Consider the following 18,082-nt stretch of genomic DNA (forward strand, 5'->3'; position numbering starts at 1 on the left):
GCTCACCGGGACGGCCCCGTACCCTGGATGTCATGGCCAGATCCCATCTCACTCTAGCCGCGTTGGCCACCTCGGCCGTCGCCGACCTCCAGGTCCGCGGGTCCGGCGCGCACACCGCCGGCGGCGAGGGGAACTACGACGCGGCCCGTCTCGTGACGGCCGACGGACGCGAGCTCATCGTGCGCATCCCGACCTCACAGCAGGCCGAGACGGAGCAGTCCGCGGACCTCATCGCCCTTCGCGCACTCACGCCCGGTATCCGCAGCAGGTTGCCCTTCGACGCCCCGACCGTCGTGGGCCAACTGCCCGTCGACGGCACTCGCGCCGTGGTGCTCGACTTCGTGGCCGGCAGTCACCTCGACCCGACCGCGCTCGGCCGCGACGAGGTCCTCTCCGACTCGCTCGGTGCCGCGGTCGCCGCGATCCACTCCCTCCCGACGGCCTTCATCGCGGAAGCGGGCCTCCCGCTGCTGTCCACCGAGCTCATCCGGGCGGACGCGCACCGCATCGTGTCCCGCGCCGCCGAGACGAGGCTCCTCCCGACCGCCGTCCGCGAGCGCTGGCAGGCGGCCGTCGAGGACCACTCGCTCTGGCAGTTCCAGCCCACCGTCATCCACGGATCCCTCGCCGCCGACCGCGTGCTCGTCATCCGTCAGGACGGACATGGACTCGTCAACGGCGTCATCGAGTGGGGCTCGCTGCGCGTCGGCGACCCGGCCCTCGACCTCCACTGGATCGCGACGCTCGGCGCGACCGGCGAGCAGGCCTTGTCCGCCTACGCGGCCTCGTGCTCCCGCGGACCCGACCGCTTCGTCACGCTCCGCGCCCGCCTCTACGCGGAACTCGAGATCGCCCGCTGGCTCCTGCACGGTCGCGACAGCCACGACGAGACCATCGTCGAGGACGCCGTCGCAATGCTCGACGGACTCGTCGACCGCGTGCTCGGCGACGTGACGGATCCCCTCGGCACCTCGACCGGACCCGTCCTCGACGTCGACGAGGTCGAAGACATGCTCGACCGCACACCGATCGGCTCGTCCTCCCCCGGCATCGCCATGCAGACCGACACCTATGACCGGTCAGAGCTCGAGCGCGCCCTCGGCCGCGATCCCGGCGGCTCGGACGATGACGACACCGACGACGGTGAGGCCGACGACGATCGCGACCACGCCGGAACCGACGCGGACGCGAACGCCACGGATCAGATCGACACCTCGTCGTTCGAGCTCTGGGACTCGGCGGCCTCCCCGAAGGACCGCTCCCACTCCGACAGGAGCTCCTCCTCCGAGTAGAGGCGTTCCGGCCGGAGCTGCACGTCGTGGCTCACGTAGTAGAGCACGGCGTCGATGCGCTCGGGGTCGACCTCCCGGTGGTGCGCGTACGCCAGACGGTAGAGCGCGAGCTGGAACGAGGCGTTCCGCACGTCCTCCGGCGTCGTGGGTACCGCGCCGGTCTTCCAGTCGACGATCTCGAACCGGTCCCCGCGCTCGAACACGGCGTCGAGCTTGCAGACCACCACCCGTCCGGTGTCGCCGAGCGGCACGTGGATCTCGGTCTCGACCTCGATCGGTCGGACGGCCGCCCATTCCGAGGCGAGGAACCGCTCGGTGAGCTCGTCGAACCCGATCCCCTCCGACGCGTCCGGCCCCGGGCGTTCGACGTCGAGCTCCTCGGGGGGCGCGTCGACCAGCTCCTGCAATCCGAAGCGTCCGTAGTGCGCCTCGACCCACGAATGGAACCGGGTGCCGAGACGGGTCTGCCGGTAGGGCCGCTGCGGGACGGGGCGACGCAGACGTTCGAGTGCGGCCTCCGGTTCCGTGACGAACTCCTTGAACTTGGACGCGGGGATGCGCACGGGGAGTTCACCGCGCGCGGTCGTCGTCGCGGCACGGCGTCGTTCCTCGAGGAGCAGCGTCAGCTCGTTCTCAAGGGGACCGAGGGTCGCCAGCAGCTCGGCCTCGGGCCGTCCGCGCCGCTGGTCGACCTCGGCCGCCGCCCGCTCGACGACACTCCGACGCGCGCCGAGCGGATCGAGTGGCCAGTCGAGGACCGCAGCACCGGAGTCGACCGGGTTCTCCTCGAAGGCGGAGGCTGCGGGGAGCGGTGCGATGACGCCCGCCGCGGCCAGCTCCAGGAGGTAGGTGCTCGCAGCACGGGGCCGCTTGCGATCGCCCGACCAGAACGAGCCGGTGAGCAGGAGGTCGTGCTTGGCGCGGGTCACCGCCACATACGCGAGCCGGCGTTCCTCGTCGAGCGCGCGTTCGCCGAGCGCCTCCGAGAAGGCGAGCTGAGCGTCGACGACCTCCTTCCGCGTCTCGGCCGTCCGCCAGGCGAACTCCGGCAGCTCCGCCGCGTCGCCTCGGAAGTCGTACGGCAGCGTCCCGAGACGCACCCAACCTTTGCCGTCCTTCGGTTTGGCTGGCAGTTCGTCGACCACGAGCCGCGGGATCGCGACATGATCCCACTCGAGGCCCTTCGAACCGTGGATGGTGAGCAGTTGGACCGCACCCTGGTCGGGTGCGTCGCTCGCCGGTCCGAGGTCGTCTCGGGCGAGCGAGCGGTCGATCCACGCCAGCAGGCTGCCGAGCGTCACCTGCTCCTCCGCCTGGATGAACGAGATCACCTCGTCGTGGAAGGCCTGCAGTCTGGCCGGAGCGCGCGCCGCGGAGCCGGTCGACTCGTTCGCGACGACCTCGATGTCGAGCCGCAACTCGCGCTCGACCGCTCTGACGAGATCGGGGAGGCCGCTGCCCGCACGACGCCGCAGGGAGGCGAACACCAGTCCGGCCTCCCGGAGACGCGAACGCGCCTCGTCGGTGAAGCCTGCGGCGAGGCCCGCCGGCACGCGGTCCGCGGCGATGAAGTCGAGCGCGTCGATGATCGACCGCCCGTCGTCGTCGGCGACCGACTCACGGAGCCGGGCGGCCAGTTCGGCGTCGTACCGCTTCGTCTTCCAGTCGATGGCCTGCAGGTACCGGGCCACCTCCACGAGGTGTCCGAGGTCGTGGACGCCGATCCGCCAGCGAGGCCCGCTCAAGAGTCTGATGAGCGAGGACCCGGCACCGGGATCGTGGATGACCCGCAGTGCCGCCGTCACGTCGACGATCTCCGGCGAGGAGAGCAGACCGCCGAGGCCGAGGATGTGGTGGGGGACGCCGAGCGCCGCGAGGCCGTCGGCGAACTCCTGCATCGGTCGACGCGCCCGGAACAGGATCGCGGCCGAACCGGCCGGATCTCCCCCGCGTTCGGCGAGCAAGCGGTCTGCGCACCACTCGGCGACCACCCGGATCTCCTCGGCACCGGTCTCGGGGAACTCGACGGCGAGGGAGCCGGCCCCGGCGCCGGGCTTCGGCTCGAGGTCGAGGACTCGCAGCTTCCCCGCCGTCTGCGCCTGCTGCTGCAACGGGCGGACGAGGACGTTCGCGGCTTCGAGGACCGTGCGGTCGTTCCGCCAACTCGTGGACAAGTTGAACTGGGTGGCGGCGACCTCCCGACCGAAGTCGCGGGAGAACCGCGCGAGGTTCGCCGCGCTCGCGCCGCGCCAGCCGTAGATGGACTGGTGCGGGTCGCCGACCGCCATGACGGGGTGGTCGGCGAACAGGGTCGACAGCAGTCTGGTCTGCACGACCGAGGTGTCCTGGTACTCGTCGAGCAGGACGACGCCCGCGCGATCACGTGCGACGGCGGCGACCTTCGGTGAACGTTCGCAGGCGGCGAGGGCGAGGGCGACCTGGTCGGAGAACTCCACGAGTCCCTGCCGGCGCTTCTCGTCGGCGTACCGGTGCGCGAGGTCGAGCAGGACCGGCAGGGCACCCACGACCTCGACGGCCTGGTCGATCTGCGCGTAGGCACCGCGACCACCGTCGGGGAGCTCGCCGATGCCGACGAACCGTTCCACGAAGCCGAGCAGCTCCTCGATGGTGCCGTCGATCTCGGCGAGCTCATGGCTCAGCGAGAGGACGAGCTCGGCCACCTGGTCGACGGACTTACCGAGGGTCGCGAGCCGTTCGTCTCCGTGCCGGACCACGACGCGCCTCGCGAGTCGCCAGGCGGACGCCTCCGACAGCAGCACGGACTCGGGCTCACGGCCCACCAGGAGGGCGTTGTCGCGGAACAGGGCGTTCGCATAGGCGTTGTAGGTGGACACCTCGGGACGGTCGAAGAGCGCGTCGGCCGCGGGATCCAGGATCCCGATGTCCTGCAGGGCCGCGATCCGCTTGCCAATCCGCGCCGCCAGCTCGCCCGCGGCCTTCCTGGTGAAGGTGAGCCCCAGGATCCCGTCGACGCTCACGTGCCGGTTGGCGAGCAGCCACACGACGCGTGACGCCATGGTCTCGGTCTTCCCGCTCCCGGCACCGGCGACGACGAGCACGGGCGCCATGGGGGCCTCGATGACCTCGACCTGCTGCGTCGTCGGTTGTGGGAGGCCGAGCAGGCCGGCGAGCATCTCGGCCGAGTAGGTCTCCTCCGTGCTCACGAGCTCACCGCCGGGATGACGTGGATGGCGCACTCGCCGAACGCGAACGGGTCGTGGCAGTGGGTCCCGACACGGGCCTCGAACACCGCGCCCGCCATGCCGACCGCGTCCGCCAGAACACGCTCGCGGAAGCGCTCGAGGGCTTCGTCGTCGAAGGCGGGCTGGGCCGGGTCGTAGTACTCCTTGCGCTTCGTGCCGGCCGACACGACGATGAGCTTCGCGCCACCGCTCAGCAGCCCCTCCGTACCGGTGATCGCACCGGACGCCAGCGCGAGCTGGTAGGCACCGAGCTGCGCCATTTCGGCGACCTCCCGGTCCTGTCTGGGCGCCGAGCCGCCGGTCTTGAGGTCGGCGATCACGACGCGTCGAGTCCCGTCGGCGTCGGGCACGAGTTCGACGCGGTCGATCGAGCCGCCGAGCACGGCCGCGCCGCCCAATTCACCGATGGGGATGCGGAGGCTGAACCGGCTCTCGTTGCCGATCGAGGTGACTCCTGCGCGCTCCGCGTCGTGGAGGTACGCGGACAGCCGATGGACGAGTTCCGCCGCACGCCGTTTCGTCGCCGCGCCCTCCCAGTCCGCTTCGAAGTGGAGTTCGTCCCAGCGGTCCTCCACCGCCGCCCAGAGCGCGGCCTCGTCGGAGGACTCCGCGTGTTCGAGCGCGGCATGCACGATCGTGCCGAGACCGGAGGCGAACCCGGAGGCACCGCCGCCCAGTCGGGCGATCGCCCAGTGCAGCGGGCACTCCTCGAAGGCCTCCATGCGGGACGGGGAGACCGGCAGCTCCTCGACGGCGGGGTCGTGCAGCGGTGCCGTCGAGCTCGGTGCGGCCACGCCGTACCACTCCTCGGTCGGAGCGCCGGGGACTCCCGCTGTCGCGAGGATGGCCAGGGCCGAGGCGGACGCGGCACGCTCGGCCGGGTCCGCGGGGCGGATCCGGCGGGTGAGCGAGCGACGCAGGGTGCCGACGAGCCCCCGGAGCGACAGGGGTGACAGGGATGCCCGGTGCGGATCGGGTTCTGGGAGCAGCGTGAGGAACGGGCTCGCCTGGTGGTCGTCGTCGACGACCGCGACCACCATGAGCGACCGGTGCGCACGAGAGGTCGCCTGGGCGAAGAGTCGGAGCTCGTCATGGAGGACCGCGCGTCGTGCGTCCGCCGTCGCGGTGGCCGTGCCCTCCAGCAGCTCCACGAGCTCCGAAGCGCCGAGCAGTGAGTCGCGGACCCGCAGGTTGGGCCACACGCCGTCCTGCATGCCGGCGACGACGACCGTGTCGAACGCGGTCCCGACCAGTGCGGCGGGCGTCGCGATCGTGACCGCCTCCCGGCGGCCCGTCGGCGCGAGGGAGTCGTCGCCGACCGTCTGTTCGAGCAGGCGGTCGAGGAAGACGGAGGCCGGGGTGTCGGGCTCCGCCTCGACGAAGGTACGTGCCGCATCGGCCAGCTGGGTGATCGCGTCGAGGTCGCGGTTCGCCTCCTCGGCGGCCTGACCGCTGCCCTTCGACAGCGAGACCCAGGGGCGCTCGAGCCTGCTCCGCGACCAGAGGCCGTAGACGAGCTCCTCGGCCGAAGCGCCCGCCGCCGCCTGCGCGCTCGCCTCGGCAAGGCTGTCGGCGAGTGAGCGGGCGCGGGCGGCGGAGGGCGTCTCGAGTCCGATGAGTGCACCGGGGACGGCGAACGCCTCCTCCAGCAGGCGGTCCGCGCTGCGGTCGAGGCCCTCAGCGAGATCCGCGTGGCGGAGCGCGGCCCGGAGTCGCCTGACCCCGATCGAGTCCAGTCCGCCGAGCGCACTGTGGAGGAGTTCGGTCACGACCTCGGCGTCGAGCGGCGTCCGTCCGAGCGCCACCGACATGGCGAGGAGGACCGACCTGACGAACGGGTGGTCGCGCAGCGGTGCTCCGCCCGTGCTCGCCCGGGTGGGCACCTCGAGGGAGGACAAGCCCCGTTCGATCGCCGGGATCAGCCCGCCGCTGCGGACGACCACCGCCATGTCGGCCCACGCGACGCCGTCGAGGACGTGGCGCTCGCGGAGGAAGGGCGCGATGACCGCGATCTGCTCGGCCGGGGAACCGGCCGCCACGGTGACGACGGAGTGTTCGGGCGTCTCCGCGTCATCGACCGGTGATGCGGCCGTGCGGTGGAGTCCGGCACCGGCCGTGCCGATGCGCTCGGCGACGCCGCGGACCGTCGCCCGGATGTCCGGTGTCCCGCGGTGGACCTGCCCGAGGACGAGCGTGTCCACCGGGCGACCGAGCACCTCGGCGAACCGCCCGAGGGCGTCGGCTCGGGCACCGTGGAAGGCACCCGTCGTGAGGTCGGGGTCGCCGAACGCGACGATCGTGACCCCGTGTCGGGCGAGCGCGGCGAACAGCTGCAGGACGCCGTGGGTCGCCTCCTGGGCGTCGTCCACGAAGACCACCCGCAGGCTGCCGAGCACGCCCGTTCCCGGTTCCTGTTCGTCGAGGAGCCGGACGGCGCGGGCGAGGGCCGCCGCGGGCGTGAGGTGTCCGCGCCAGTCGTCGGCGAGGAACCCCTCGATGAAGCCCGCGGACGCGACCCACTCCGGACGCCCGTGCTCCGTACCGAGCCGACGCAGCTCGGCAGGCGCGACGTCGTGTTCGACGCTGCGTTCCATGAGGTTCCGGAGCTCGGTGCGGAACCCCTGCAGGCGCCTGACCTCGGGACCGAGCTCCGCGGGCCACAGCGGACCGGTCGCGTCCTGTTCGTCGCCGAGGAGTCGCTCGGCGATGGTCTGGTCCTGCTCGCCGCCCGTCAGCAACCGCGGTCGTCCTGAACCGGCGAACGCCCCGGAGCCCGCGATGACCTCGAGCGCGAGGGAGATGGCGGTGCGCGCCAGGGATCCGGGTGTGGCGCGCGCGACCCGTGCCTCGAGGCGGTCGCGGAGGACCTGCGCCGATGACCGGGAGGAGGCGATGACGAGCACCTCGTCGGTGCGCAGACCGCGCGAGTGCACGCGTTCCGCGACCGCTTCGATGAGCGTCGTGGTCTTGCCCGTGCCGGGAGCCCCGAGCACGACGGCGGACCGGTCGTCCGCGAGCCGCAGCACGGCCTCCTGCGAGTCGTCGAGCCGGACGCCCGTGCCGACAGCCGGGTTGCCGATGGGCGCGCGGTCCGCGTCACGGACCGCACCCGTCGGATCGTCGGAGGCGTCGGGAACCTTCATGGTCCGCACGTTACCGGAGCCTCCCGACATCGCCGCGACGGCCGACCGGCGTTCCGCTGTTCGCTGACAGCAGCCGACCCGCGCCGGTCGGAGGACCACGACTCCCGTAGTCTTGCCCTACGCAACCGAAAGGCACTCAAGGTGGAAATTCGCATCGGAATCCTCAACAGCCCTCGCGAGATCGGCTTCGAGACCTCGCAGCCGGCGTCGGAGATCGAGCAGGCGGTCAAGACCGCGCTCGAGACGGACGCCAAGCTGCTCGCGCTCAAGGACGACAAGGGCACCAGCTACCTCATCCCGACCGCGGGCATCGGCTACGTCGAGCTCGGAACCGAGGAATCCCGCCGCATCGGATTCGTCGGCTGACCATGGAACTCCTCTTCGTCGTGCTCGGCGGTGCCATCCTCGGTCTCGCCGTCCGCTACCTCTTGCCCGGCCGCGACCAGCACGGGGCCGCGCTCATCCCGGCGGTCGCGACGCTCGTCGCCGCCGTCGTCTGGGTCGCGGCGACGTGGGCAGGCATGGCGTGGGACGGCGGCTGGATCTGGGTGCTCGCCTTCGGCGCGTCCGTCGTCGTGAGTGTGGTGGTCGACCTCGTTCTCGTCCGCGTCCGCACCTCGTCGGACGAGGCGATGCTGACCCGCTTGCAGCAGGGCGTCGCCGCCTGACCCGAGGCGCTCGATCGATCGACGCCGTCGCTCCACCCGGAGCGGCGGCGTCGTCGTGTCGGAGGGGACGACCGGTCAGGCCGTGAGCCCGAGCGCGTCCATCCGTCTGGTGTGGTTCGCGATGAGCTCCGTATAGACCGGTTCGACCCGGGCGTCGTCCGGCAGCGCCTTGCTCTCGGTCACGAGGGCGGACCTGGCGACGAGCATGGTGTCGCCGAGCAACCGACGGCCCCACATCGCGAGCGTCGAAGCGCGCTCGGGGTGCGTTGCGATCACCCGGTGCAGGATCCCGACGAGCGGGTCCTCCTCCGGACCGGGGGCGACGATCGCGGCCAGGTCGCGTGCGTCCGCCCCGTCCAGGCCGCGCGCGAGCTGCGCGAAGAACTCGTCGAGGAAGCCCCGCGCCACGAGGACGCCCAGCAGGAGTTCGTCCCAGGTGCCGGTGCGCAGGATCGCCTGGAACTCGTCCCGCGTGCGTGCATAGGGTTCGAGCACGGCGCCCGGGTCGTCGCTCGTCCGGCGGAGCCACGCGAGTAGCGCCTGGTGCTTGCGCAGCGCCGTGGCAGCGGCCTCGGCGACGGTCTCCCGGTCGGCGTCGTTTGGAGCGTGCTCGACCGCGAACGACAGGGTCATGAAGAACCCGAGCTGCAGCTGCGCCACCTGACCGAGGTAGTCCGCGGTGCTGGGCGCGAGCTCGTGGAGGTCGACGCGGGTCGCCTGAACGGCGTCCTCCCGCGAGCGCAGACGAGGCGTCTGGGTGCCGGGACGCCGACGTCGTGCAAACCAACGAGCCATGCGACCACCCTATCCGCAGCGCGCCGATCGCCGTGTTCCGCGCGCCCAGCGGCCTCTCGGGACGTCCCGGGTAGAATAGCCGTGCCCCGGCGTCGGATCGGGGCCCTACACCTGTGTGCAATCGAAGGTGTAGACCATGACTGCACTGACAGGTATCTCCGTGACTTTCTCTGATCTCGGTGTCGACCAGGACATCGTCGACGCCCTCACGACCAAGGGCATCATCGAACCATTCCCCATCCAGGAGCAGACGATCCCCCTCGGGCTCGCCGGCCAGGACATCATCGGCCAGGCCAAGACGGGCACGGGCAAGACCTTCGGGTTCGGCATCCCGATCGTCCAGCGCCTCGGCCTCGACCCGGCTCCCGGCGTCAAGACCCTCGTCGTCGTCCCGACCCGTGAGCTCGCCGTCCAGGTGTCCGAGGACATCGAGATCCTCATCTCGAACCGGTCGACGACGCTCGTCTCCATCTACGGCGGCAAGGCCTACGAGGGGCAGATCGAGCAGCTGAAGGCCGGCGCCCAGATCGTCGTCGGCACGCCCGGCCGTCTCATCGACCTCAACAACCAGCGCCTCCTCGACCTCTCTGGCATCACCGAGATGGTGCTCGACGAGGCCGACAAGATGCTCGACCTCGGCTTCCTCGCCGACATCGAGAAACTCTTCTCCAAGACTCCCGCCGCGCGTCACACGATGCTGTTCTCGGCGACCATGCCCGGTCCGATCGTGGCCCTGGCCCGCCGCTTCATGAGCAAGCCGATCCACATCCGGGCGAGCGACCCCGACGAGGGGCTCACGCAGGCCAACATCAAGCACCTCATCTACCGCGCACACTCGCTCGACAAGGACGAGGTGATCTCGCGCATCCTGCAGGCCGAGGGTCGCGGCAAGACCGTGATCTTCACGCGGACCAAGCGTGCCGCCGCGAAGCTCGTCGAGGAACTGACCGACCGCGGGTTCAACGCCGCGGCGGTGCACGGCGACCTGAACCAGGAGCAGCGCGAGCGGGCGATGGCGTCGTTCAAGGCCGGCAAGCGCGACGTCCTGATCGCCACCGACGTCGCCGCCCGCGGCATCGACGTCGACGACGTCACCCACGTCATCAACCACACGATCCCCGAGGACGAGAAGACATACCTCCACCGCGTCGGCCGTACCGGTCGCGCCGGGAAGACGGGTATCGCCGTCACGTTCGTCGACTGGGACGACCTCCACAAGTGGGCGCTCATCAACCGCGCCCTCGAGTTCGGTCAGCCGGAACCGACGGAGACCTACTCCTCGAGCCCGCACCTGTTCACCGACCTCGGGATCGCGGAGGGCACGAAGGGCCGGCTGAAGCCCGCCAAGGCCGTCGAGCCCGCCCCGCGGCGCGAGGGTTCGCGGAGCGCAGGCGGACGCGACGGTTCACGGACCAGCGGCGGTCGCGGTGGTGAGCGCGGCGGACGCGGAGGCGACCGCACGCAGCCGACCAGCACCCGGCTCGAGTCCCAGCCGAGCACCCGCGCCCACTCGCGGACGCACGACGCCGCCTCGACCGACACCGTCGACCGCAGCGCGCCCGCAGCAGGCACCCACGACGGCCACGGTCCGGAGCACCGCGACGGCAACAGCGCTCCCCGCCGTCGGAGCCGGACGCGCCGCACCGCTCCCCCGGCTCCCACGGCGTAGGTCCGCCACGCAGAACGCCCGCACCCTTCCGGATGCGGGCGTTCTGCATGTCGCGAGCGCTGCGCTCGACACGGTTGGTGACCGAAGGATACCGGTCCCTGAGCCTGTCGAAGGGCGCTCCGACCGGCGTCCCTTCACATCCGCTGCGCCCCCGTGGGCACTTCGACAAGCTCAGTGACCGGGAGAAGTACACCCGGTCCCTGAGCGCGTCGAAGGGCACTCCGGACGCGCCGCAGATCAGTCGGGCAGGACGGGTGCCGAGCCGGTGGCCTCGGCCACGATGCGTCGGACCACTTCGATGTCCGTGGTGTTCTCGCCGAGGCGGTTCGGCTTCCCGGTTCCGTGATAATCGCTCGAACCGGTCGCGACGAGGCCCAGCTCGGAGGCGATCCGCCGCACGACGACCTTCCCCTCCTCGGTGTTCTCGCGATGCTCGATCTCGAGCCCGAACAGGCCCGCGTCAGCGAGTTCACGGAAGTACGGCTCGGGCAGCATCCGGTCGCGGCCGGCCGGGACCGGGTGGGCGATCACGGGGACCCCGCCGGCTGCACGGACGAGCTTGACTGCGGTGAGCGGGTCGGGCGCGTAGTGCGGCGCGTAGTACCCGGTGCGCGGATGCAGGATGCCGTCGAACGCTTCACCACGGTCGGCCACGATCCCGAGGGCGACGAGGGCGTCGGCGATGTGGGGCCGTCCGACGGTCGCACCTTCGCGGGTCTGCGCGAGGACGTCCGCCCAGGACAGCGGGTAGTCGCCACCGATGCGTGCCACGATGCCTTCGGCCCGCCGGAGCCGGGACTCCCGGATCTTCGCGGTCTCCTGGAGCAGGTCGCCGTTCAACGGATCGATGAGGTACGCGAGCAGGTGCACGCTCCGCCACTCGTAGCGGGTGCTCAGTTCCATTCCGGGGAGCAGGGTGATGCCCTGGCGGCGCGACTCGACGGCCGCCTCGGCCCAACCGGCGGTGGAGTCGTGGTCGGTGAGGGCGATCGTGCCGAGCCCCGCGGCACCGGCAGCGCGCATCAGCTGCGTCGGCGTCTCCGTGCCGTCCGAGACGCTCGAGTGCGTGTGCAGATCGGCGGGGCCGTGCATGTCTCGAGCGCTCACCACGCTTCCACCCTAGTCGCAGGTCCTGCCCCGAGGACTCCCAGACCGCTCGCCTACGCTGACGCGGGTGCTGAAGACCGTCGGTGGCGTCATCGCGGCCGTGCTCGCGATCGCGACCACGGCCCTGCTCGCCGTCGCCGTCCTCCCCGGGCTGTTCGGTCTCGAGCAGGCCCAGGTCGTCGTCCAACTGAGCGCGTTCCGCCTCCTCGTGGCGATCGCCGCCGCGGGCGGCGCCCTGCTCTGCCTCGTGACGGCGATCCTCGTCCGGGGGTCCCGCCGCGTGCTCCCCGCCATCCTGGCGGTCGTCCTCGCCGCGGTCTCGGTCACCGGCGCCGTCGTCACGGCCAACCGCGGAATCGACGACCAGATGGTCGCCGGAGAGGCGACCGACCTCGCGGATCAGGTCACGGTCCTCGCCTGGAACACCCTCGGCGACGCCGTCGACCCCGGGACGATCGCGGCGATCGCGGTGCGTGAGGGCGCCGACGTCGTCTCCCTGCCGGAGACCTCGTCCGACACCGCGGCGGTCGTCGCCGCCGCGATGACCGCCGCCGGACGGCCGATGGTTGCGCATTCGACCGACGCCGACGCAGGAGGGACGAGCCTCCTCATCAGCACCGGACTCGGCGAGTACGCGGTCCGTGCACCGACGGCGACCGGCCCGACCGCCATCGAGCGCTCGGAGACCCTCATCGCCGATCCGGTCCTCGGTCGCGGACCGACCCTCGTCGCCGTCCACACCACGGCCCCGCTGCCGAGTCGGCTCGACGACTGGCGCGCGGAACTCGCCGATCTCGCCGGCCGCTGCACCGACGACGCGGACGTGATCATGGCCGGTGACTTCAACGCGACGCTCGACCACCTCGCCGGGTTGCGCGGCGTCGGCGACCTCGGCGCGTGCCACGACGCCGCCGCGGCCGACGCGGCAGCCGGGCTCGGTACCTGGCCGACCGAGCTCCCGGCGGTCCTCGGCGCGCCGATCGACCACGTCATGGCGACACCGGGATGGGTCACGGTGTCGGCTCACGTGCTGACCGACGTCGACGGCACGGGCAGCGATCACCGGCCCGTGGTCGCGACGCTGCTCCCCCGCACGGCGAGCTGAGCGTCGGGTGCCTGTCGCGACCGCAGTGCGACAATGGAGGCATGGCGACTTCCGCAGACACATCCAGTTCGAACACCGTCCAGACCGAGGCGACCTCCAACCGGGCGGCCGCCTGGTCCGAGGGCTTCCGCGCCTTCATCGGCACCGGGTGGGCAGACCGCCCAGAGGTCCTGCCGGAGCCGCGGGAGACCGCCGGCCTCGCAGCGGCTCGTCGTGAACGCCTCTCGGCCCAGTTCCCCGGTCAGCGTCTCGTCCTCCCCGCGGGCGGGATGAAGCAACGGTCGAACGACACCGACTACCTGTACCGGGCGCACTCCGCCTTCTCGTACTACACCGGCTGGGCGGCCGACACCGAGCCCGACAGCGTCCTCGTGCTCGATCCCGAGGAGTCCGGCCACACCGCGACCCTGTACTTCCGCGAGCGAGCGGGCCGCGACACCGACGAGTTCTACACGAACGCCGCGATCGGCGAGTTCTGGATCGGTGCGCGTCCGTCGCTCGCCCAGGTGGCTGCCGACCTCGCGATCGCGACCGCCGACCTCTCGGCGTTCACCGCCGACGCCGCCGATCTCACGGTCGACGTCGACGACACCCTGACCCGCGCCGTGTCCGAGATGCGCCTCGTGAAGGACGCCTACGAGATCGCGCAGATGCGTCTCGCCGTCGACGCGACCGCGCGCGGCTTCGACGACGTCGTCGCCGAACTCCCGAAGGTCCTCGCGCACGAGCGCGGCGAGCGCATCGTCGAGGGCGTCTTCGCCGGGCGGGCTCGCGCCGACGGGAACGGCGTCGGGTACGAGACCATCGCCGCTGCCGGACCGCACGCCTGCATCCTCCATTGGACGCGCAACGACGGACGGGTCGTCCCGGGCGACCTCATCCTCATCGACGCCGGCGTCGAGCTCGACAGCTACTACACCGCCGACATCACCCGCACGATCCCGGTGTCCGGCACGTTCACCGAGGTCCAGCGCCGGGTCTACGAGGCCGTCCGTGAGGCGGCCGACGAGGCCTTCGCCATCGTCCGCCCCGGCATCCGGTTCCGCGAGGTGCACGCGGCCGCGATGGCGGTCATCGCGCGCAAGACCGCCGAGTGGGGCCTGCTCCCCGTGACCGCCGAGGAAGCGCTCCTGAAGGAGAACGAGCAGCACCGGCGGTACATGGTGCACGGGACGAGCCACCACCTCGGCACCGACGTGCACGACTGCGCCCAGGCCCGCCGCGAGATGTACGCCGACGCCGAGATCGAGCCCGGCATGGTCTTCACCATCGAGCCCGGCCTCTACTTCCAGGTCGACGACCTCACGGTCCCCGAGGAGTACCGCGGCATCGGCGTCCGGATCGAGGACGACATCCTTGTCACCGAGGACGGCGCGGAGAACCTGTCGGCCGGCATCCCGCGCACCGCGGACGAGGTCGAGGCCTGGCTCGCGCGCTGAGCCCGTCCGCCGGGCGACGGCTCGGAGCCTGACGCGGCTGGATCAGCCCGCGTCGGTCTCCGGGCCGCGCTCCAGGAGGTTTCGTGCGCGGTTCGCGAGCTCGCCGCCGACGATGAGGTCGTAGCGCGTCGCCACGACGAGCGTGGCCGAGGTGTACTCCTGTCGCTTGCGGGTCACCGAGTACGACACGATGCCGAACAGCATGCCGAACGCAGCACCCATGAGCACCGCGGCACCGAGCAGCATGAGGTTCGTCTCGGGGTTGAAGATGACGAGGACGAGCCCGAGGAACAGTCCGAGCCAGGCACCGCTGACCGCACCGGCTCCCGCAGCACGGCCGTAGCTGAGGCGACCGGTGACGCGTTCGACGCTCTTGAGATCACTGCCGACGATCGAGATCTCCTTGACCGGGAAATCGGTGTGGGCGAGCGACGAGATCGCGGCCTGCGCGGACTCGTAGCTCTCGTAGCTGGCCACCGTCTCGCCTCGCGGGATGACGCCGAGCGCCGGGGCGCCCTTCCGGCCGAATTGTCGCGGATCACTCATGCCTCCATCCTCTCACCCCGCCCGGAGCGGGCACTCCAGGCCGACCACCGGCGGGTAGGTTAGTAGTCGTGAGTGCAACCAGAGTGTTCGTCGCCAGGCTCGCCGGGTGCACCGTCTTCGACCCCGCGGGCGATCGTGTCGGCAAGGTCAGGGACGTGCTCGTCGTCTACCGCACCGGCAAACCCCCGCGGGTCGTCGGCCTCATCGTCGAGATCCCCGGCAAACGCCGTGTGTTCGTGTCGATCGGCCGCGTGACGAGCATCGGCGCCGGGCAGATCATCACCACGGGACTCATCAACGTCCGCCGGTTCGAGCAGCGCGGTGGCGAGGTGCGCGTGATCGCCGAACTCTTCGGCCGACGCGTCGTCTTCCGCGCCACCGGCGAGGAGGCGACGATCGAGGACGTCGCCATCGAGGAGCAGGGCCCCGGCGAGTGGCAGGTGTCGCAGCTGTTCGTCCGCCGCCCGAAGACCACCGCCTCCCCCTTCGTGAAGGGCCCGACGACCTTCGCCACCTGGAACGAGCTGCGCGAGGAGCAGGAGCTCGGCGAGGCCCAGTCCGCCGAGCAGCTCATCGCGACCTACGCCGACCTGAAACCGGCCGACCTCGCGAACACGCTCCTCGACCTCCCGCGCGACCGGATGATCGAGGTCGCGGAGGAGCTGTCGGACGACCGCCTCGCGGACGTGCTCGAGGAGATGCCCGAGACGGACCAGGTGCAGATCCTCGCCCAGCTCGACGACGACCGCGCAGCCGACGTCCTCGATCAGATGCAGCCGGACGACGCGGCCGACCTCATCGCCCAGCTCCCCGAGGACCGCGGTGAGCACCTCCTCGAGCTCATGGAGCCGGAGGAGGCGGAGGACGTCCGCATGCTGCTCCGGTTCGACCCGGAGACCGCTGGTGGCCTCATGACGACCGAGCCGATCATCCTCTCCGCCGACGCCACCGTGGCGGAGGCCCTCGCGTCGATCCGACGCTCCGAGCTGGCGCCGGCGCTGGCAGCCGGCGTCTGCATCACCCTGCCGCCGTACGAGTCGCCGACGGGACGCTTCCTCGGGATGGTGCACTTCCAGCGCATGCTCCGGTACCCACCGCACGAGCGCCTCGGGACCCTGCTCGATCAGAGCCTCGATCCGGTGGGCGTGCGGACCTCCGCCGCCGAGGTCTCGCGGATCCTCGCGAGCTACAACCTCGTCCAGGTGCCCGTCGTCGACGAACAGCACCGGCTCCTGGGGGTCGTGACGATCGACGACGTCCTCGACTACCTGCTCCCGGACGACTGGCGCAGCATCGACGAGAACGATGAACTCCCGGCGTCGGAACAGCGGCTCGGATCGAACGGAAGGAGGGCAGGTCGTGGCACGAGCTCCCCGCAATGAGGTCCGGCTCGACGCTCCGAAGGGGCTTCGGAGTTCCGTCCGTTCCATCCGCCGCGCCCCGGCCTCGCGCGACCGCTTCGGCCGGTTCACCGAGTGGATCGCCCGGGCGATGGGCACGCCGTGGTTCCTCCTCGGCCTCACCCTCTTCGTCATCCTGTGGATCGCGTGGAACACCTACGGTCCACTCGCCCTCCGGTTCGACTCCGTCGACATCGGCTTCGTCGCCCTGACCCTCGTGCTGTCGCTCCAGGCCTCGTATGCGGCGCCGCTGATCCTGCTCGCCCAGAACCGACAGGACGACCGCGACCGCGTGCAGATCGAGCAGGACCGTCAGCGGTCCGAACGCAACCTCGCCGACACCGAGTACCTCGCCCGTGAGGTCGTCGCCCTGCGACTGGCCCTCAAGGACATGGCGTCGAAGGACTTCATCCGCGCCGAGCTGCGCTCCCTCCTCGAGGAACTCGATCGGGATCGCACCGACCAGCCCGAACACGACGGGCCCGAGCGTCGGCGTGGCTGACGCCGGCGCGGCTGACATCGGCCTCGCCGAGCGGATCAGGACCGCGCTCGCCCGAGTCATCGACCCGGAGATCCGCAAACCGATCACCGAACTCGACATGGTCGGCCCGATCACGGTGGACGACACCGGTGCCGCCGACGTCACCATCAAGCTCACGATCGTCGGCTGCCCGGCAGCGGCGAGCATCGAGCGCGACGTGCGTGAGGCCACCGCGGCGACCCCCGGGGTGACGAGCGTCGCGGTCGACGTCCAGGTGATGACGACGGCGGAGCGTCAGGCACTCACGGAGCGCCTGCGTGGCGGCCGCAGCGCCCGCGGCATCCCGTTCGGCCCGGACTCACTGACCCGCGTGTACGCCGTCACAAGCGGCAAGGGCGGTGTCGGGAAGTCGACGGTGACCGCGAACCTGGCCGTCGCACTCGCCGCCAGTGGCCTGCGGGTCGGCCTGGTCGACGCGGACGTCCACGGGTTCTCCATCCCGGGGCTCCTCGGACTGGTCGAGAACGGCTTGGCCGTCAAACCGACGCAGGTCGGCGACATGATCCTGCCGCCCGTCGCCCACGGTGTGAAGGTCGTCTCGATCGGCATGTTCATCGACGCACCGACGGACGGCACCACCGCCGTCGCCGTCGCCTGGCGCGGACCGATGCTCCACCGCACCATCCAGCAGTTCCTGACCGACGTGTTCTTCGGCGACCTCGACGTGCTGCTCCTCGACCTCCCGCCCGGCACCGGGGACGTCGCCATCTCCATCGGCCAGCTGCTCCCCCACGCCGAGGTGCTCGTCGTCACGACACCGCAGCCGGCCGCCGCCGAGGTGGCCGAGCGCAGCGGCGTGGTGGCGCGCCAGACCGGGCAGCGCGTCCACGGCGTCATCGAGAACATGGCGGGTCTTCCCCAGCCCGACGGCAGTGTCCTGCAGCTGTTCGGCTCAGGGGGTGGCGAGGCGCTCGCAGAACGGCTGTCGATCGGCCAGGACGCCCCGGTACCGCTCCTCGCCTCGGTCCCGCTCAGCGTTCCGCTTCGGGAGGGCGGGGACGCCGGGCTGCCGATCGTCCTCTCGGATCCGACGGATCCCGCGGCTGCCGAGATCCTCCGGCTGGCCGGTCAGCTCGCGGCGAGACCGCGTGGCCTCGCCGGTCGTCGTCTCGGCGTCAGCACGAGCTGAGCCGTCCGGGTCGGACGTGTGCGA

The 18,082-nt window shown here is 71.3% G+C and carries 14 protein-coding genes; 9 read left to right on the forward strand and 5 right to left on the reverse strand.

Annotated elements, in window-relative coordinates; genetic code table 11:
- The first annotated feature begins 32 nt into the window (after window positions 1-32).
- Entirely contained in the window at window positions 33-1,292 is a 1,260-nt protein-coding gene (locus ACQG07_RS02150) for a phosphotransferase (RefSeq protein ID WP_229938656.1), read from the forward strand.
- Here the strand turns inward: ACQG07_RS02150 and ACQG07_RS02155 are convergent.
- Both ACQG07_RS02155 and ACQG07_RS02160 read right to left on the reverse strand, forming a co-directional pair.
- Window positions 1,202-4,477: an ATP-dependent DNA helicase gene (locus tag ACQG07_RS02155; protein ID WP_426737019.1), complete on the reverse strand. Its 3,276-nt coding sequence runs from the start codon at window positions 4,475-4,477 to the stop codon at window positions 1,202-1,204. The genes ACQG07_RS02150 and ACQG07_RS02155 overlap by 91 nt on opposite strands.
- Window positions 4,474-7,659 carry a PD-(D/E)XK nuclease family protein gene (locus tag ACQG07_RS02160; protein WP_426737020.1) on the reverse strand — a complete coding sequence of 1,062 codons (3,186 nt, stop codon included), beginning with the start codon at window positions 7,657-7,659 and terminating at the stop codon, window positions 4,474-4,476. The genes ACQG07_RS02155 and ACQG07_RS02160 overlap by 4 nt, the downstream gene beginning before the upstream one ends.
- A gap of 141 nt (window positions 7,660-7,800) precedes the next feature.
- Between ACQG07_RS02160 and ACQG07_RS02165 the strand changes: the two genes are divergently transcribed.
- Together ACQG07_RS02165 and ACQG07_RS02170 are read left to right on the forward strand one after the other, a co-directional pair.
- On the forward strand, window positions 7,801-8,025 hold the full coding sequence (locus tag ACQG07_RS02165; RefSeq protein ID WP_064296179.1) for a DUF3107 domain-containing protein: 225 nt from the start codon (window positions 7,801-7,803) through the stop codon (window positions 8,023-8,025).
- A gap of 2 nt (window positions 8,026-8,027) precedes the next feature.
- Window positions 8,028-8,327: a hypothetical protein gene (locus ACQG07_RS02170; RefSeq protein WP_079705552.1), complete on the forward strand. Its 300-nt coding sequence runs from the start codon at window positions 8,028-8,030 to the stop codon at window positions 8,325-8,327.
- A 75-nt stretch (window positions 8,328-8,402) separates the two neighbouring features.
- On the opposite strand, the gene ACQG07_RS02175 is transcribed toward ACQG07_RS02170, so the two are convergent.
- The gene (locus ACQG07_RS02175) at window positions 8,403-9,122 is read right to left on the reverse strand and encodes a ferritin-like fold-containing protein (protein WP_079705551.1); all 720 of its coding nucleotides are present in this window, start codon (window positions 9,120-9,122) and stop codon (window positions 8,403-8,405) included.
- A gap of 136 nt (window positions 9,123-9,258) precedes the next feature.
- Between ACQG07_RS02175 and ACQG07_RS02180 the strand changes: the two genes are divergently transcribed.
- Window positions 9,259-10,791: a DEAD/DEAH box helicase gene (locus ACQG07_RS02180; protein WP_426737021.1), complete on the forward strand. Its 1,533-nt coding sequence runs from the start codon at window positions 9,259-9,261 to the stop codon at window positions 10,789-10,791.
- A 237-nt stretch (window positions 10,792-11,028) separates the two neighbouring features.
- Here the strand turns inward: ACQG07_RS02180 and ACQG07_RS02185 are convergent, their stop codons facing one another.
- Window positions 11,029-11,883, reverse strand: a complete 855-nt coding sequence (locus ACQG07_RS02185) for a PHP domain-containing protein (RefSeq protein WP_426737337.1) — start codon at window positions 11,881-11,883, stop codon at window positions 11,029-11,031.
- A gap of 82 nt (window positions 11,884-11,965) precedes the next feature.
- Between ACQG07_RS02185 and ACQG07_RS02190 the strand changes: the two genes are divergently transcribed.
- Both ACQG07_RS02190 and ACQG07_RS02195 read left to right on the forward strand, forming a co-directional pair.
- On the forward strand, window positions 11,966-13,003 hold the full coding sequence (locus tag ACQG07_RS02190) for an endonuclease/exonuclease/phosphatase family protein (RefSeq protein ID WP_274499669.1): 1,038 nt from the start codon (window positions 11,966-11,968) through the stop codon (window positions 13,001-13,003).
- A gap of 41 nt (window positions 13,004-13,044) precedes the next feature.
- Window positions 13,045-14,442: an aminopeptidase P family protein gene (locus ACQG07_RS02195; RefSeq protein WP_274499668.1), complete on the forward strand. Its 1,398-nt coding sequence runs from the start codon at window positions 13,045-13,047 to the stop codon at window positions 14,440-14,442.
- Window positions 14,443-14,484: 42 nt separating this feature from the next.
- Here ACQG07_RS02195 and ACQG07_RS02200 read toward each other — a convergent pair whose 3' ends face one another.
- Entirely contained in the window at window positions 14,485-14,988 is a 504-nt protein-coding gene (locus ACQG07_RS02200; protein ID WP_079705546.1) for a general stress protein, read from the reverse strand.
- Between the two features lie 68 nt (window positions 14,989-15,056).
- On the opposite strand from ACQG07_RS02200, the gene ACQG07_RS02205 reads away from it, so the two are divergent.
- The 3 genes from ACQG07_RS02205 to ACQG07_RS02215 are packed head-to-tail and all read left to right on the forward strand — an operon-like array spanning window position 15,057 to window position 18,058.
- Entirely contained in the window at window positions 15,057-16,370 is a 1,314-nt protein-coding gene (locus tag ACQG07_RS02205) for a magnesium transporter MgtE N-terminal domain-containing protein (RefSeq protein ID WP_079705545.1), read from the forward strand.
- A complete protein-coding gene (locus ACQG07_RS02210; protein ID WP_071261025.1) occupies window positions 16,348-16,890 on the forward strand; it encodes a DUF1003 domain-containing protein in 543 nt (180 codons plus the stop codon). The genes ACQG07_RS02205 and ACQG07_RS02210 overlap by 23 nt, the downstream gene beginning before the upstream one ends.
- Complete coding sequence (locus ACQG07_RS02215; RefSeq protein ID WP_426737022.1) at window positions 16,883-18,058, forward strand: Mrp/NBP35 family ATP-binding protein; 1,176 nt, start codon at window positions 16,883-16,885, stop codon at window positions 18,056-18,058. The genes ACQG07_RS02210 and ACQG07_RS02215 overlap by 8 nt, the downstream gene beginning before the upstream one ends.
- Window positions 18,059-18,082: the final 24 nt, after the last annotated feature.

The sequence above is a fragment of the Plantibacter sp. 2H11-2 genome (genome assembly GCF_050031945.1).
GTDB lineage: Bacteria > Actinomycetota > Actinomycetes > Actinomycetales > Microbacteriaceae > Plantibacter > Plantibacter auratus.